This window comes from Chryseobacterium daecheongense (assembly GCF_003729955.1).
Taxonomy (GTDB): Bacteria; Bacteroidota; Bacteroidia; order Flavobacteriales; family Weeksellaceae; genus Chryseobacterium; species Chryseobacterium daecheongense.
In genome coordinates, this window is record NZ_RJTX01000002.1 from 755,181 (window position 1) to 769,931 (window position 14,751).

Sequence of the window (14,751 nt, forward strand, 5' to 3'; positions counted from 1 at the left end):
ATGAAATACTTGTGGATCACTCTCGGAGTCATACTTTTGCTTTTAGGAGTCTTTGTATGGTATAAGTATTACTTCGTTTTCGGGGAAGGAGTAAAATCCGGTTACCTGAACTATGCGATGAAAAAAGGATATATTTTCAAAACATACGAAGGAAAACTGATCCAGGAAGGTTTCGGAAGAGGAAAAACAGGTACCATAACAAGCTATGAATTTGAGTTTTCTGTAGAAGATCCAAAGATCTTTCAACAACTGGAAATGAATAGCGGGAAAACCTTTGACCTTCATTATAAAGAATATAACGGAGCATTACCTTGGAGAGGAAATACTAAGTATGTTGTAGATAAAGTAGTCAATATGAAATAACAAAAAGCCTTTCAGATTTTCTGAAAGGCTTTTTATTTCTAATTCTAAAAATGAAATACACTACCACTATCAAAAAAAAATAATATGGGAAAGTTAATTGCAGCCATCAACATGACCCTTGACGGATTTTGTGACCATACCTTAATAGCTCCGGATGATGAAATTCATCAGCATTACACTGATCTGTTAAAGACAGCGGATATTATTCTGTATGGTAGAATAACATATCAGCTTATGGAATATTGGCGGCCATTGGTAGCTAATCCCACAGGTAATGCATCGATGGATGAATTTGCTGTTGTAATGGATGGTATTACCAAAATTGTTTTTTCCCGCACCCTTAAGCAGGTAGATTGGGAAAGTGCAAAATTAGCCGTTCGAAATATTGAAGAAGAAGCATTGGCGCTTAAACAGGAATCAGGTAAAGATATTTTAGTAGGCAGCCCCAGCTTGATTGTGGCTTTGGCAAAACTTAATTTAATAGATGAATATCAAATTTGTGTCCACCCTGTAATAGCGGGAAATGGTTTACCATTATTTAAAAATATAAGCGAAAGGATTGATCTTAAATTCATAAAGAACAAAATATTTAGTGGTGGGGCAGTGATTCTTTATTATGAGCCCGAAAATAAAAAACAATAATCCTTATTATAAAAAAGCCTTCCAGATGTTCTGAAAGGCTTTTCATTATTTATTTTGATCAGTATGATCCGGAGAGTCCTGTGTTTTTCTCTTTTTATATAGATAATATCCGATACCAACAATGATGAATAAAGGCCAAAGAGGAAGCAAAAACAGGAAAATAGAAGTGATCACGTTCCATCCTGAAGAAATAGCGGCAAAAGATTTTTCACCGAAAGTTTCAGGCTCTTTTTTCGCAGCATAGTCTCCTTCTGTAGTTCCGTAAAGAGTAACTTCAAGATCACACATGGTATTTTCCGCGAAGTCTTGTCCTGAAACCTCAATTCCTTTATTCTCAATTTGCCCCAGATTACCAATGTCATCTATTAAGTATTCAAATTTTTGAATAGGGACTTTTACTTTCAGATAGGCAGTTTTCTTATCATCGCTGTTTAAGGAAATATTTTCGCTTTTGATGTATCCATCATATTTACGAACTTCTTCTTTTACGATTTCTTTAGCTGTTTCTGCATCGTTTACGGATAATTCCAGTGTTCCGGTTTTCATCATCCTGTTTTTAGACATATTAAGCTCGTAATTGTCATTTTTAGGTTGATCTTTATAAACAACTTTGGTTTCTTTGATCACCTTTGGAGCAGGAACATTTACTACAATTTTTTCAGGTTTCTTTTCTGTGGAGTCTTTCTTTTTTTCAGACCTGGATTCTAATTTTACAGAGGCGATTTTGTCAGAAAGAGAATCGATGCTCTTTGTGGTGGATTCTATTTTTTCTTTTATATCTTCTTTTGTTTCCTCATATTCTTTGATTTTTACATTGGCTGAGTCTAAAATCTTATCAGCAGAATTTTGAACAGAATTTACAGTTTCGGTAGCAACGGTTGCCACACTGTCTGCAGATTTAATTGTATCTTCAATTTGAGATTGGCTTACTTCTCCTTTTTTACACATGATAAAAGTGCTTGATACAACAGCTAACAATATGAACTTTTTCATAACATTAATTTTTTTGATGAAGTAAAATTAGGAGGGAGGAGGAGGTATCCTTTGTAAATGGAAAGTATTATTCTGGTAAAATTATAAATGGAATACAATCAGATCTTTATGTTTGTTTTACAAATGATTTACAAGAGATTTTCTAAGGTTCTTGATCTTTTTCAACGAAATAAAATAAAAAATCCGTGAAAAATTTTTCACGGATTCTTATGATGATGGAGTGATCAATTAACTGTTATGAAATTCGCTGATGAAATGCAGCTTTACATTCGGGAATTTTTCCTGCGTCATATGAATAGTAAAAGAAGAATCTGCCAAAAATACCAATTGATTGTATTTATCTCTGGCCAGGAATCTTTGCTTTAATCTTGCAAACTCTTTGAATTCTTCTGATTTCTCATCAGCTTCCACCCAACACGCTTTATGCATAGCAAGTGGTTCATATGTACATTTTGCACCATACTCATGTTCAAGACGGTATTGGATAACTTCATACTGAAGTGCCCCTACTGTTCCGATGATCTTTCTTCCATTCATTTCAAGTGTGAATAACTGGGCAACTCCCTCATCCATCAACTGATCAATCCCTTTTGCCAGTTGTTTCGCTTTTAACGGATCATTATTATTGATATAACGGAAGTGTTCCGGTGAGAAGCTTGGAACTCCTTTAAAGCTCAATTTTTCACCTCCCGTCAAAGTATCTCCGATTCGGAAGCTTCCGGTATCGTGAAGACCAACAATATCTCCCGGGAAACTTTCATCCACGACCTCTTTTTTATCCGCGAAGAATGCATTCGGAGATGAGAATTTCATCTTTTTACCTTCTCTTACCAATAAATAATTTTCATTTCTTTTAAAGGTTCCGGAAACAATCTTTACAAAGGCTAATCTGTCTCTGTGTTTCGGATCCATATTCGCATGGATCTTGAATACAAATCCTGTGAATTGGTTTTCTTCCGGTCTTACAATACGAAGATCACTTTCTTTCGCCTGTGGCATAGGTGCAATTTCAATGAAAGCATCCAGCAATTCACGTACCCCAAAGTTATTCAATGCAGATCCGAAGAAAACTGGTTGTAGTTCACCTTTCATATAATCTTCACGGTTAAATTCCGGGTAAACGGATTGTATAAGATCAAGCTCTTCTCTTAAAGTGGCAGCAGCTTTTTCGCCAATGGCTTCGTCTATAGAAGGATCATTAATGTCATCAAAGGTAATGGATTCACCTACTTTTTGCTTTTTTTCTTCCAGAAACAACTGGATGTTGTTTTCCCAGATATTATAAATTCCCTGGAAATCACTTCCCATTCCGATAGGAAGAGACAAGGGGACAACACGTAATCCTAATTTTTGCTCCACTTCATCCAGCAAATCGAAGGCATCTTTCCCTTCACGGTCAAGCTTATTAATGAAAACCAGCATCGGAATGTTTCTCATTCTACACACCTGTACCAGTTTTTCCGTCTGTTCCTCAACCCCCTTTGCTACGTCGATTACAACAATTACGGAATCAACAGCTGTTAAGGTTCTGTAAGTATCTTCAGCAAAATCTTTGTGACCCGGAGTATCCAGGATATTGATTTTATGGTCTTTATATTCAAAAGCCAATACGGAAGTTGCAACAGAGATCCCTCTCTGTCTTTCGATCTCCATAAAGTCAGAAGTCGCTCCTTTTTTTATTTTATTGGATTTTACTGCCCCTGCTTCCTGAATAGCACCCCCGAAAAGTAGTAGTTTTTCCGTAAGAGTCGTTTTTCCGGCATCGGGGTGGGAGATAATCCCGAAAGTTTTTCTTTTCTGTATTTCTTTGATTAAATCTGACATAGTGTATTTTGAAGTTGCAAAATTCGTGATTTTTTATTGAAAATGAAAACTTTCCCTACATACGAATTTCATCAGTATGATAAACCTTGATTTTTGTTTGACAGAATATTTTTAACGATTATATTTGTTTTAAATTTCTTTCCATGAAGACTAAAAGATTAATTCTTGTTACTTCACCGCCTGCTTCAGGAAAAACGTATATTTCAAAGAAAATTTCGGAAAAACTAAGACATGTGGTTTATCTTGATAAAGACACGCTGATCCCACTCAGTAAACAGATATTTGTGGTTGCAGGACAGGAGTATGACCGGAGTTCTGATTTTTTTGAAAAATATATCCGTGATTATGAATATACTGCCATTGTAGACCTGGCCTTAGAGGCTTTGCAATATGATGACAAAGCATTGATTAATGCCCCTTTTACAAGAGAAATCCGTTCACCGGAATATATGAATAATCTTAAAGAAAAACTAAAAGATTACCATGCAAAACTTACAGTCATTTGGGTCATAACAAAACCTGAAGTTATTCATCAGCGTATGATTGAACGAAACTCTGACCGTGATACATGGAAGCTGGAAAATTGGGATCAATACATTTCAGAAGTAGATTTTTCCATTCCTTCAACTATTGATGATAAGAATGATGATCTGGATTTCCTGGAATTTTATAACTCCTCAGAGGAAGAATATACTGAATCTATGGAAAGAATTGTGTCATTATTGGAAAATGAATGACCTATTTAGAAGTAATTACTTTATTTTTGACAAAAAATTAGAAATTAATGGAAAACAGCAGATATCCGAAGTTTACTTTTACATGGATCGGGGGGCTTGTTCTATTGGGCGGATTGTTGGCGGGAACTATATTCGTTTCCTTTTTAAACGTTTTTTGGATGTTTGTTTTTAAAGAAAATCTGCAATACAAAGAATGGTTTTTAATGCTTTCAAATGCTGCCGGTTTTCTTACAGCCATTGCCTTTTTTGATTTCTTTATTGTAAGACCCAGTACAAAGAAAAAACTGAATTTCAATTTTTCTCCCACCAATTTTTATACCTATCTCTTGGTTTTTCCCTTAATGTTGGGAATGATGTTCATAGCAGAGTTTATCACGGCTCAGATCCCTACTACAGGACCTTTCTTTGGAAAGTTCTATGAGTTTTTCTCGGATCTGATGAACCAATTAACGGATGATAAGGCAGTAATGATCATGACGGCCGTTATTATGGCTCCGATCTTTGAAGAAATTATTTTCAGGGGGATTATACAAAAAGGATTGATTAATAAAGGAGTAAAACCCTGGAAAGCCATCTTATATGCTTCCATTATTTTTGGAGTGGTTCATGCGAATCCGTGGCAGTTTGTAGGTGCGGTTTTATTGGGATGTGTTTTAGGATTGGTCTATTATAAAACCAAATCACTGCTGTTGCCAATGTTATTGCATGGCTTTAATAATTTATGCTCATCATTACTGATCATGTATACTAAAAATGAAAGCTTTGCAGATGCATTCAAAGTTTCCGAATGGATCATATTAGGAATCGGAATTGTAATTTTTTCACTTTTCTATTACCTGTTTATGAAAAAATATAAAGTGCATTACGCTGAAATTTAAATAAAAAATGAAAATGGATATGGAATTATTGGTTGCCACACACAACGAACATAAGAAAGAGGAAATTCAACAGATTTTAGGAAATGATTTTATCGTTAAAAGTCTTACGGATTATGATATTCACGATGAAATTGTGGAAGATGGAGATTCTTTCAACGCCAATGCATTAATTAAAGCCAAATATTGCTTTGAAAAAACAGGAATTCCAAGTTTAGGAGACGACAGTGGGCTAGTTGTTGAAGCGCTGGACGGAAGACCGGGGATTTTTTCCGCCCGTTATGCAGGAAATCATGATTTTGCTAAAAATATTGAAAAAGTGTTGGGCGAAATGGAAGGTGAAGAAAACAGAAAAGCGTATTTTATTACCGTTCTATGTTATTATGACGAAAACGGGGCAAAATACTTTGAAGGTAGGGTTCATGGGAATCTGTTGACTGAAAACAAAGGCTTCAAAGGGTTCGGGTATGATCCTATTTTTGTTCCTGAAGGCTACGACAGAACCTTTGCTGAAATGAACCCCGAAGATAAAAACCAGATCAGCCACCGTAAAAGAGCACTGGATTTATTTCTGAATTACCTGAAAGTCGCTGACCAGCAACAATAAATTCGGGTTTTAGGTTTTTCTGTTGTACATTTGTTATCATAAACTATTGATTTGAGTACTTATTTAACGATATTAGGTTTTAATTCAGCGATACCCACGATCAATTCATCTCCCACATCACAATTGCTGGAAATGGAAGAAAGGCACTTCCTGATCGATTGCGGAGAAGGAACACAGGTACAGCTGAGAAAAGCAAAAGCAAGGTTTTCAAAGATCAATCATATATTTATTTCTCATCTTCATGGAGATCACTGTTTCGGACTCCCAGGGCTTATTGCCTCCTTCAGGCTGTTGGGAAGGGAAAACCCTTTACACGTTTACGGGCCTAAAGGAATCAAAAATATGCTGGAAACCATTTTTACCATTACGGAAACCCATCGTGGTTTTGAAGTGGTGTATCATGAACTGGATAAAGATTACTCCGAAAAGATCTATGAAGATAACAGGGTAGAAGTATATACAATTCCTTTGGATCACAGGATCTATTGCAACGGTTATCTGTTCAAGGAAAAACCAAAAGACAGACATCTTAATATGAAGGAGATTGCGAAGTATGATGAGATTGAGGTCTGTGATTATCATAATCTTAAGGCTGGGAAAGATTTTGTCTTAAGTGACGGATATGTTCTTAAAAATGAGGTGCTTACAGTGGAACCCACTCCATCAGTTTCTTATGCTTTTTGCAGTGATACGAGATATCTTGAAAGTGTGATCCCGATCATTAAAAATGTAACGGTTTTATATCACGAATCTACTTTTTTACATGATCTGAAGGAAATGGCAGATTATACAGGACATTCAACGGCTCTAGAAGCTGCAAAAATTGCACAAAAGGCTGAGGTGGGGAAATTGATTTTAGGACATTTTTCCAATCGTTATGCGGATCTTACGGTGTTTACGGATGAAGCCAGAAATGTTTTTCCGAATACATTTCTCCCGAAAGCACTGGAGTGCGTGAAAATTTAAAGAAAGTATGTTGAACTCTGAAGAATTGAAAAGCTTTTTGAATGAAAAAGCTGATCAATACAATAATGCAGATTTTATAGAAAATGATCCGGTGCAGATTCCGCATCGCTTTTCTATACAGCAGGATATAGAAATTGCAGGATTTTTGGCAGCAACCATTTCCTGGGGAAACAGAAAATCAATTATCAAATCAGCAGAGAAAATGCTGGATCTGATGGGGAATTCACCCTATGATTTTGTATTGAATTACTCTGAGAAAGACTTAGCCTCTATTCAGGATAAAAGTATTCACCGGACATTTAACGGGCAGGATTTTACTTATTTTATCAGACAGTTCAATAGAATTTATAAGAATCATGGAAGTCTGGAGGATTTATTTAAGGTTGAAAAACCAGAAATCAACTTCTATCATTCTATTGAACGCTTCAGGAAGCAATTTTTAGAGTTGGAAAAACATAGAAGCCATAAGCATGTAAGTTCACCGTATAAAAATTCTTCAGCCAAAAGAATCATTATGTTTCTGCGTTGGATGATCCGTAAAGATCAGCGTGGCGTAGATTTTGGAATCTGGAAGAATATCGATCAGAAATACCTGTCGATTCCTTTGGATGTACATACCGGAAATATTTCAAGAAAGCTGGGATTGATTTCCAGAACGCAGAATGACTGGAAAACAGTAGAAGAATTGGATATTGCCATTAGAAAATTTGATGATCAGGATCCGGCAAAATATGATTTTGCCTTGTTTGGATTAGGGGTTACTAAAGAACTGTTATAAAATTAAGAATGATGAAAACAGATAATGAAAAAATAGAAACTTTAGAGAAAATTGCCAACGGAATAACTTGGTGGATCGGGTCTATTCCTTCTCTTATTGCCCATACCTTATTTTTTATTATTTCGTTTCTGCTTCCTTTGCTGGGAATCGTGGAGTTCGATAAAATGCTTTTAATCCTCACCACAGTGGTTTCACTGGAAGCTATTTATCTGGCTATTTTTATTCAGATGTCAGTAAACAGGAGTCATGAAAAAATTGAAGATATCCAGGAAGATATTGAAGATATCCAGGAAGACATCGAAGAAATCAGTGAAGATATCGAGGAGATCAGCGAAGATATTGAAGAAATTAATGAAGATATTGAAGATATCCAGGAAGATATCGAAGAGATCAATGATGAGGAAGATGATGAAAACCATAGTGAAAGAGCGAAAAATGTGATGCTAAAGAGCAATGTGAGCTCCAATAAAAACGAGATCAAAGCATTAAAAGATAAAATTCAGGAGCTTCAGGATAAAATTGATGAACTGAAAAAAGATTAGTTTCGGTTCTGAAATTCAATGTTTTATATTTTTTTTAATTATTTAATATTGGGGAAATTTTCTAGATTTATGAAGTATTTCAAATAATTTATTGGCTAAAATTCAACATTGTTTGATTTAATTTGCTGGATAATCAAAAAATCACGATGTTTTATCTGATATTACTTTATTGTCTCATTTCTAAAAAATATAACATCATATGTTTATTTTTGCTATTTTTGAATAAACAATGATAAAATGTTACATTATAGGTTAGAAAAATACTTTTTATTTTTAGTATTACTATTAGTTTCAACGTCTGTGTTTTCTCAAACTAAGCAAAGAAAACCGCAAAGAGAGAAGATGAGTACGGAGAGTATGAAAGCAGGAGCATTTATAGATGTGAATGCTGCTTCTTATACGCCTTCCGGCTATACACCCACTCAACTTGTAAGAGATGTGCTGATCACGGGAGGAAGTACTTGTACAGTACCTAATGTGAGCAATGTTACAGTATCTCCTAACCAGCCGGTTACAGATGCTAACAGAGTTTGGGGATATTTTCATAGAGGAACTACCAATTTTCCTTTTAAAGATGGTATTATTCTGGTAACAGGTGCAGCTAACAAGGCTGGGAATGCTTTCGAAGTCAATACTTTGAGTGATAGTCCGGGAACAGGGAGTGATGCCGATTTAGTGGCTGCTATTAACCCATTAGCGGGACTTCATGATGCTGTTGCGCTGGAATTTGATTTCGTACCGAACAGTAACCAGGTTAAATTCAATTATTTATTTGCTTCGGAAGAGTATACTTCCAGTTTCCCATGCGGGAATTTTTCCGATGGTTTTGCCTTATTATTGAAAAAAGTAGGAGATCCTACCTATACCAATATGGCTATTTTACCAGGTGGGGCAGGACCTGTTAGTGTTACTAACATAGTACCGTCCAATTATACTTGCGGACCAATTAACGCACAGTATTTTGCAGGACAGAATACTGCTAACATTGAAACGAACTTCAACGGGAGAACAATTCCTTTAACAGCTGTTGCCGATGTAATTCCAGGGCAAACTTATCATTTCAAAATGGTATTGGCAGATGCTTCAGACTCAAGTTATAATTCTGCGGTATTTATTGAAGGAGGTTCATTTGATATAGGTATTAAAATTGTTGATGAAAATGGAGTTGTACTACCGGATACCATTAATATGTGTGATAATACACCTAAAATATTGAAAGCTCAGGTGGGCACTGTTGCAGGGATGACTTTCCAGTGGTATAAGGACGGAGTTTTGATTCCGGGAGCTACCAATCCGATTTATACAGCTACACAACCTGGTGTATATGAAGTAAAAGTAATGGTTCCGGGAAATCAGTGTCCGGGAACAGCTAAAATCACTATTATTGGTGGAACTACACCCGCAGCGCAGAATGCTTCATTAAAACTTTGTACTACGCCAACAGTTACCAACTTTAATTTGAATGATGCTATTCCTTCCATCACAACGACTCAAGGAGCTGTGATCAAGTTCTATGCAAACCAGGCAGATGCAACGGCACAGAATAATAACTTTATTACTAACCCTACAAGTTATAACGGAAACGATGGACAAGTGCTTTATGTGTTGGTTTCTAATGGAGGATTCTGTAGCAAAATAGTTACATTAACCTTAATAAAAGAGGCTACACCTGTTGCTCAGGTTGCTGCTTCTAAAATGAAAATATGTTTGGGGGAATCTGTAATCCTAACGGCTTCAGGAGGTTCAACTTATCAGTGGAATAATACAACAACTTCGGGAGCAACACAAACCTTAAGCCCAACTCAAACCACTACGTATACAGTATACGCAATCGGAGCAAAAGGATGTAAATCTTTACAACCTGCAACAATAACAATAGAAGTAGTTCCTGCAATCACTTCCGGATTGAAAGGGGGAATGATCTGTATCGGTGACAAAATTACGCTAGATGCAGGAGCGGGACCAAATTATACTTATCTATGGAATAACGGAGCAACAACTCAGACAATTATCGCAGATGAAGCAGGACCTTATACTGTTACGATCAGCAACGGAGTTTGTAGCAAAGATTTTACCACTCAGGTGATCCAGGCTATTGTTCCTGAAATTACCAACGTAGACTATAATGAGAATGGGACTCTTACGATTACGGCAGTAAGTAACGGACCAATGGAATATTCTGTAGACAATGGCTTAACTTGGCAGTCTTCAAATGTATTCACCAACATTCCTAAGAATAAATTCATTCCTATCAGAGTACGAGTGAAAACTACCACTTGTGTGGGGATGTTAGATTACTTTACGTTTGTAGTGAAAAATGTAATTACACCTAATGGAGATAATGTAAACGATATTATTGATTTCAGAGAAGTGATCAACTATAAAGAATTTAAAGCTACTATATTTGACCGTTATGGAAAAGCGGTTTACGTAGCAGAGAAAGTTAGACCATACTGGGATGGCTATTTCCAGGGTAAAAAACTTCCTACAGCATCTTATTGGTATCAAATCTCTTATGAAGACCCAGCCAATAAAGTTACAGCAGTAAAAACAGGATGGATATTATTAAAAAATATTGAATAATATAAATTTTAACAGATATTTTGAAAGGCTAACAATTTGTTAGCCTTTTTTATGTTTTTATAAAATAGATTTGATATTTGAAAATAGATAAGTTTATATGAGTAACAATACAATTTGTCTTGAAGTGAATTTCAATCAAAAAAAATAGTATTTTTGTTTAAAATAATATAAAATGTTAAATTGTAGGACAAGAAGCTTATTTTTGGCTTTCTTTTTAGTTCTTATAGGTAACTTTACTTTTTCCCAAAGTAGAGGTAAAACCGTAACTACCCAAAAAGCGAGTGCCCAAACTATGAAAGCGGGAGCTTTTATAGATGTTAATACTCCTGGTTATCCTGAATCAAGCTACGGTATCACCCAATTAATAAAAGATGTTCTAATCAATGGAGGTTCTACATGTTCCAGTGCCAATGTAAGCAATGTTGTAGTCTCCCCCAACTTATCTCCGAGTGATCAAAATCGTACCTGGGGATATTTCAATAGAGGAACTACCAATTTCCCGTTTGCCAAAGGGATCATACTTACTACAGGGCATGCAAGAAAAGCAGGTAACACTTTTCAGTCTCCCCAACTGGGAGATGTTTTTGGCCACATAGGAGACCCTGATTTGGCAGCCGCTCTGGGAGTTAACAACAATTCACTGAATGATGCTACTTATATAGAATTCGACTTTGTACCTACTTCTACGGAAGTTAAGTTCAGATATTTATTTGCTTCGGAAGAATATGAAGGAAACTTTCCTTGTACAATTACAGATGGATTTGCGTTGCTATTGAAAAAAGTAGGTGATCCTACTTATACCAATCTTGCTGTACTTCCCGGAGGAGCAGGACCTGTAAGTGTAACAAATATAGTTCCTGCGACATATGTTTGCGGACCTAAAAATGCAGCGTATTTTGGTGGGCAGAACACAGCTAATATAGAAACCAATTTCAGTGGGCGCACCATACCATTGACGGCGCAGGCTACTGTAATTCCGGGACAGACCTACCATTTCAAAATGGTTTTGGCGGATTATGATGACTCCAATTATGATTCCGGGGTTTTCCTGGAAGCCGGATCATTTGATATTGGGGTTCAGATTTTAAACTCCGCGGGGGTGGCGCTTCCGTCATCAATTAATGTTTGTGATAATCAGCCACAGACGTTTACGGCATCTGCACAAATTCCGAATGCTACTTATCAGTGGCTCTTTAATAACAATCCTATTCCGGGAGCCAACTCCATAAGTTATACAGCTACACAACCCGGTTTATATACAGTTCAGGTTTTCATTCCTGGGAATACATGTCCGGGAACAGCAAGTATAACTATAGTGGGAGGAACTTCTCCCACAGTACAGGATGCTACATTAACGAGTTGCTATGTTGCAGGAAATGCCACTTTCAACTTAACTACGGCACAGCCTTCAATCAGTACCACGCCGGGAGCAACGTTCGCATACTATGCCAACCAAAGTGATGCTCAGGCTCAAAATGGAAATACAATTGCAGCTCCTACAGCTTATTCGAGTCCGGGAGCACAAACAGTATATGTACTTGTTAAAAATGGATTCTGTTCCAAAATAGCTCAACTTCATCTGGTAAAGGCACCTCAGATGACAGCTACTATTGCAGCACCGACACCATTAACCTGTACAAATTCTCAGATCACATTAGATGCTTCGGCTTCGGTATATCCTGCAGGCTCCACTTTTAACTGGACCACAACAGGAGGAAATATTGTTTCAGGAGGAAATACGCTTAATCCGGTAGTGAATGCAGCCGGAACGTATACTTTAACCATTTCCAATACATATCAACCGGGAAATATAACCTGTACTGCAACTTCAACAGTAACTGTTGTGGGTGACAGTGCACCCCCTACTACAGGGCTTACGGCTACAAAAGTTCTAATTTGTGCCGGAGAAACTGTAACATTAACGGCATCCGGTGGGGCAACGTATAACTGGACTTCATTACCGGGTACAGGGAATACCCAAACCGTTACTCCTACAACTACAACTACTTATACGGTAACCGCGGTAGGAGCGAATGGCTGTGTTTCTCAAAATCCAGCAACCATTACCATAGAGGTTTCTCAACCTATTACGGTACAAAATGCTTCATTGCTTAAATGTTATGAGCCGGGAAATATTACCTACGATTTAACTTCAGCTCAACCACAAATTACCACAGCAACAGGAGTAACGTTTACCTACTATGTGAATCAGGCAGATGCCCTGGCTCAGAATGGAAATACAATTGCAGCTCCAACGACTTATTCAAGCCCGGGAGGACAAACAGTCTATGTATTGGTAAAAAGTGGAGGCTGTAGTTATGTGGTTTCATTACAGTTATTAAAAACTGCAACAACTACTTTAACGATAGCTGCCCCGCAAACCATAACATGTACAACCACTCAGATTACCTTGAATGCATCTGCTTCAGTAATTCCTGCCGGATCCACCATCGCCTGGACGACTACGGGAGGAAACATTGTTTCAGGAGCTAATACATTGACACCGGTTGTGAATACGGGAGGAACATATACTTTAACAGTTCAGAATACTACTCAACCTGGAAATTTAACCTGTACTTATACAGCTACTGTAACCGTAACTGAAGATAAAGTACTTCCGGTTGCCGGACTTACATCATCACAACCACAGATCTGCGTTGGAGAATCAGTAACATTAACGGCTACAGGAGGAGCTACCTATAACTGGGGTGGTGGTTTACCTGGTAACGGAAGTACACAAGTGGTATCGCCTACGGTAACAACAACATATACAGTGTTTGCAGTAGGGGCTAACGGGTGTGTATCTGCAAACCCAGCTACTGTAACGGTCATAGTTGGTCCTCCAACGGCTACTGTAGCTGCTTCAAAATCTAAAATATGTGCCGGTGAATCTGTTACACTAACGGCTTCTGGAGGTATTACTTATAATTGGGTCGGATTAACAGGAAATGGAAATACCCAAGTTGTTACTCCTACCACCACGACTACCTATTCAGTGTATGCATTAGGAGGAAACGGATGTAGTTCCGTAAATCCTGCTACCATTACTATAGAAGTAGTTCCGGCCATCACTTCTACTTTACACGATGTGTATGTTTGTGTCGGGGATTCCGGAGTTTTAGATGCAGGAGCAGGACCTGGCTATACTTATTTATGGAGTACAGGAGCAACTACTCAGACAATAACTACAAATGTTGTAGGTACGTATAGCGTGACAATAAGCAATGGAGTTTGTTCTAAAACTTTCTCTGCTCAGTTGTTGAATCCGGATCTTCCGCAGTTTACGAATGTTGTATACGAGAATCATGTTCTGACGCTTACGGCTTCTAATCCAACGGGTGGAGTTTTAGAATACTCAATTGACGGTGGTGTAACATGGCAGACATCCAATATTTTCTATAATGTATTGGATAATACCAATTATAATATGATGGTAAGAGTAAAAGATGCCAAATGTAGCACTTCATTGAGTTATTACACATTTGTGATCAGTAATGCCATCACTCCAAATCAGGACGGTATTAATGAAGGGATTGATTTCTCAGGGATAAGTAACTATAATAATTTTGCGGCTTCTATTTTTGACAGATATGGGGCGGAATTATTTAAAGCTACAAAATCTGAGCCTGTATGGAGAGGTTCGCTTAAAGGAATAAATCTTCCGACAGCAACGTATTGGTATAGGGTTCAGTGGGAAAATCCTGCTAGTAAGAAACTCGAGCTTCGTTCGGGCTGGATATTGCTTAAAAACAGAAACTAAATATAAAGGCGCCTCAACAGGGCGCCTTTCTTTGTTTTTCAATCATAAAAAAAGTTAAATATTAGTGCGATATATTCAAAA

At 37.2% G+C, this 14,751-nt stretch carries 12 protein-coding genes; 10 read left to right on the forward strand and 2 right to left on the reverse strand.

Translation table 11 applies throughout. The features are described from left to right. The gene (locus EGI05_RS11910) at positions 1-363 is read left to right on the forward strand and encodes a hypothetical protein (protein ID WP_123263239.1); all 363 of its coding nucleotides are present in this window, start codon (positions 1-3) and stop codon (positions 361-363) included. A gap of 84 nt (positions 364-447) precedes the next feature. Continuing rightward, the gene (locus tag EGI05_RS11915) at positions 448-1,005 is read left to right on the forward strand and encodes a dihydrofolate reductase family protein (protein ID WP_123263240.1); all 558 of its coding nucleotides are present in this window, start codon (positions 448-450) and stop codon (positions 1,003-1,005) included. Between the two features lie 45 nt (positions 1,006-1,050). Here the strand turns inward: EGI05_RS11915 and EGI05_RS11920 are convergent, their stop codons facing one another. Continuing rightward, positions 1,051-1,998: a DUF4349 domain-containing protein gene (locus tag EGI05_RS11920; RefSeq protein WP_123263241.1), complete on the reverse strand. Its 948-nt coding sequence runs from the start codon at positions 1,996-1,998 to the stop codon at positions 1,051-1,053. A gap of 228 nt (positions 1,999-2,226) precedes the next feature. Next, complete coding sequence (locus EGI05_RS11925) at positions 2,227-3,822, reverse strand: peptide chain release factor 3 (protein ID WP_123263242.1); 1,596 nt, start codon at positions 3,820-3,822, stop codon at positions 2,227-2,229. A gap of 143 nt (positions 3,823-3,965) precedes the next feature. On the opposite strand from EGI05_RS11925, the gene EGI05_RS11930 reads away from it, so the two are divergent. The 8 genes from EGI05_RS11930 to EGI05_RS11965 all read left to right on the forward strand — a co-directional run bounded on the left by EGI05_RS11930 (position 3,966) and on the right by EGI05_RS11965 (position 14,670). After that, entirely contained in the window at positions 3,966-4,559 is a 594-nt protein-coding gene (locus tag EGI05_RS11930) for an AAA family ATPase (protein WP_123263243.1), read from the forward strand. A gap of 47 nt (positions 4,560-4,606) precedes the next feature. Then, positions 4,607-5,437 carry a CPBP family intramembrane glutamic endopeptidase gene (locus tag EGI05_RS11935; RefSeq protein WP_123263244.1) on the forward strand — a complete coding sequence of 277 codons (831 nt, stop codon included), beginning with the start codon at positions 4,607-4,609 and terminating at the stop codon, positions 5,435-5,437. 13 nt (positions 5,438-5,450) lie between these two features. Further along, on the forward strand, positions 5,451-6,041 hold the full coding sequence (gene rdgB, locus EGI05_RS11940) for an RdgB/HAM1 family non-canonical purine NTP pyrophosphatase (RefSeq protein WP_123263397.1): 591 nt from the start codon (positions 5,451-5,453) through the stop codon (positions 6,039-6,041). A 51-nt stretch (positions 6,042-6,092) separates the two neighbouring features. Further along, a complete protein-coding gene (locus tag EGI05_RS11945) occupies positions 6,093-7,007 on the forward strand; it encodes a ribonuclease Z (protein WP_123263245.1) in 915 nt (304 codons plus the stop codon). Between the two features lie 10 nt (positions 7,008-7,017). Continuing rightward, the gene (locus EGI05_RS11950) at positions 7,018-7,785 is read left to right on the forward strand and encodes a TIGR02757 family protein (protein WP_123263398.1); all 768 of its coding nucleotides are present in this window, start codon (positions 7,018-7,020) and stop codon (positions 7,783-7,785) included. Between the two features lie 11 nt (positions 7,786-7,796). After that, on the forward strand, positions 7,797-8,327 hold the full coding sequence (locus EGI05_RS11955; protein ID WP_228428600.1) for a DUF1003 domain-containing protein: 531 nt from the start codon (positions 7,797-7,799) through the stop codon (positions 8,325-8,327). A 342-nt stretch (positions 8,328-8,669) separates the two neighbouring features. Beyond that, a complete protein-coding gene (locus EGI05_RS11960; RefSeq protein ID WP_228428601.1) occupies positions 8,670-10,910 on the forward strand; it encodes a choice-of-anchor L domain-containing protein in 2,241 nt (746 codons plus the stop codon). Between the two features lie 172 nt (positions 10,911-11,082). Further along, entirely contained in the window at positions 11,083-14,670 is a 3,588-nt protein-coding gene (locus EGI05_RS11965; protein ID WP_123263248.1) for a choice-of-anchor L domain-containing protein, read from the forward strand. Positions 14,671-14,751: the final 81 nt, after the last annotated feature.

Excerpts from the sequence above, each read along its gene's own strand:
- EGI05_RS11910 (WP_123263239.1), top strand. The coding sequence starts at position 1 with ATGAAATACTTGTGGATCACTCTCGGAGTCATACTTTTGCTTTTAGGA.
- EGI05_RS11915 (WP_123263240.1), top strand. The coding sequence starts at position 448 with ATGGGAAAGTTAATTGCAGCCATCAACATGACCCTTGACGGATTTTGT.
- EGI05_RS11920 (WP_123263241.1), bottom strand. The coding sequence starts at position 1,998 with ATGAAAAAGTTCATATTGTTAGCTGTTGTATCAAGCACTTTTATCATG.
- EGI05_RS11925 (WP_123263242.1), bottom strand. The coding sequence starts at position 3,822 with ATGTCAGATTTAATCAAAGAAATACAGAAAAGAAAAACTTTCGGGATT.
- EGI05_RS11930 (WP_123263243.1), top strand. The coding sequence starts at position 3,966 with ATGAAGACTAAAAGATTAATTCTTGTTACTTCACCGCCTGCTTCAGGA.
- EGI05_RS11935 (WP_123263244.1), top strand. The coding sequence starts at position 4,607 with ATGGAAAACAGCAGATATCCGAAGTTTACTTTTACATGGATCGGGGGG.
- rdgB (WP_123263397.1), top strand. The coding sequence starts at position 5,451 with ATGGATATGGAATTATTGGTTGCCACACACAACGAACATAAGAAAGAG.
- EGI05_RS11955 (WP_228428600.1), top strand. The coding sequence starts at position 7,797 with ATGAAAACAGATAATGAAAAAATAGAAACTTTAGAGAAAATTGCCAAC.
- EGI05_RS11960 (WP_228428601.1), top strand. The coding sequence starts at position 8,670 with ATGAGTACGGAGAGTATGAAAGCAGGAGCATTTATAGATGTGAATGCT.
- EGI05_RS11965 (WP_123263248.1), top strand. The coding sequence starts at position 11,083 with ATGTTAAATTGTAGGACAAGAAGCTTATTTTTGGCTTTCTTTTTAGTT.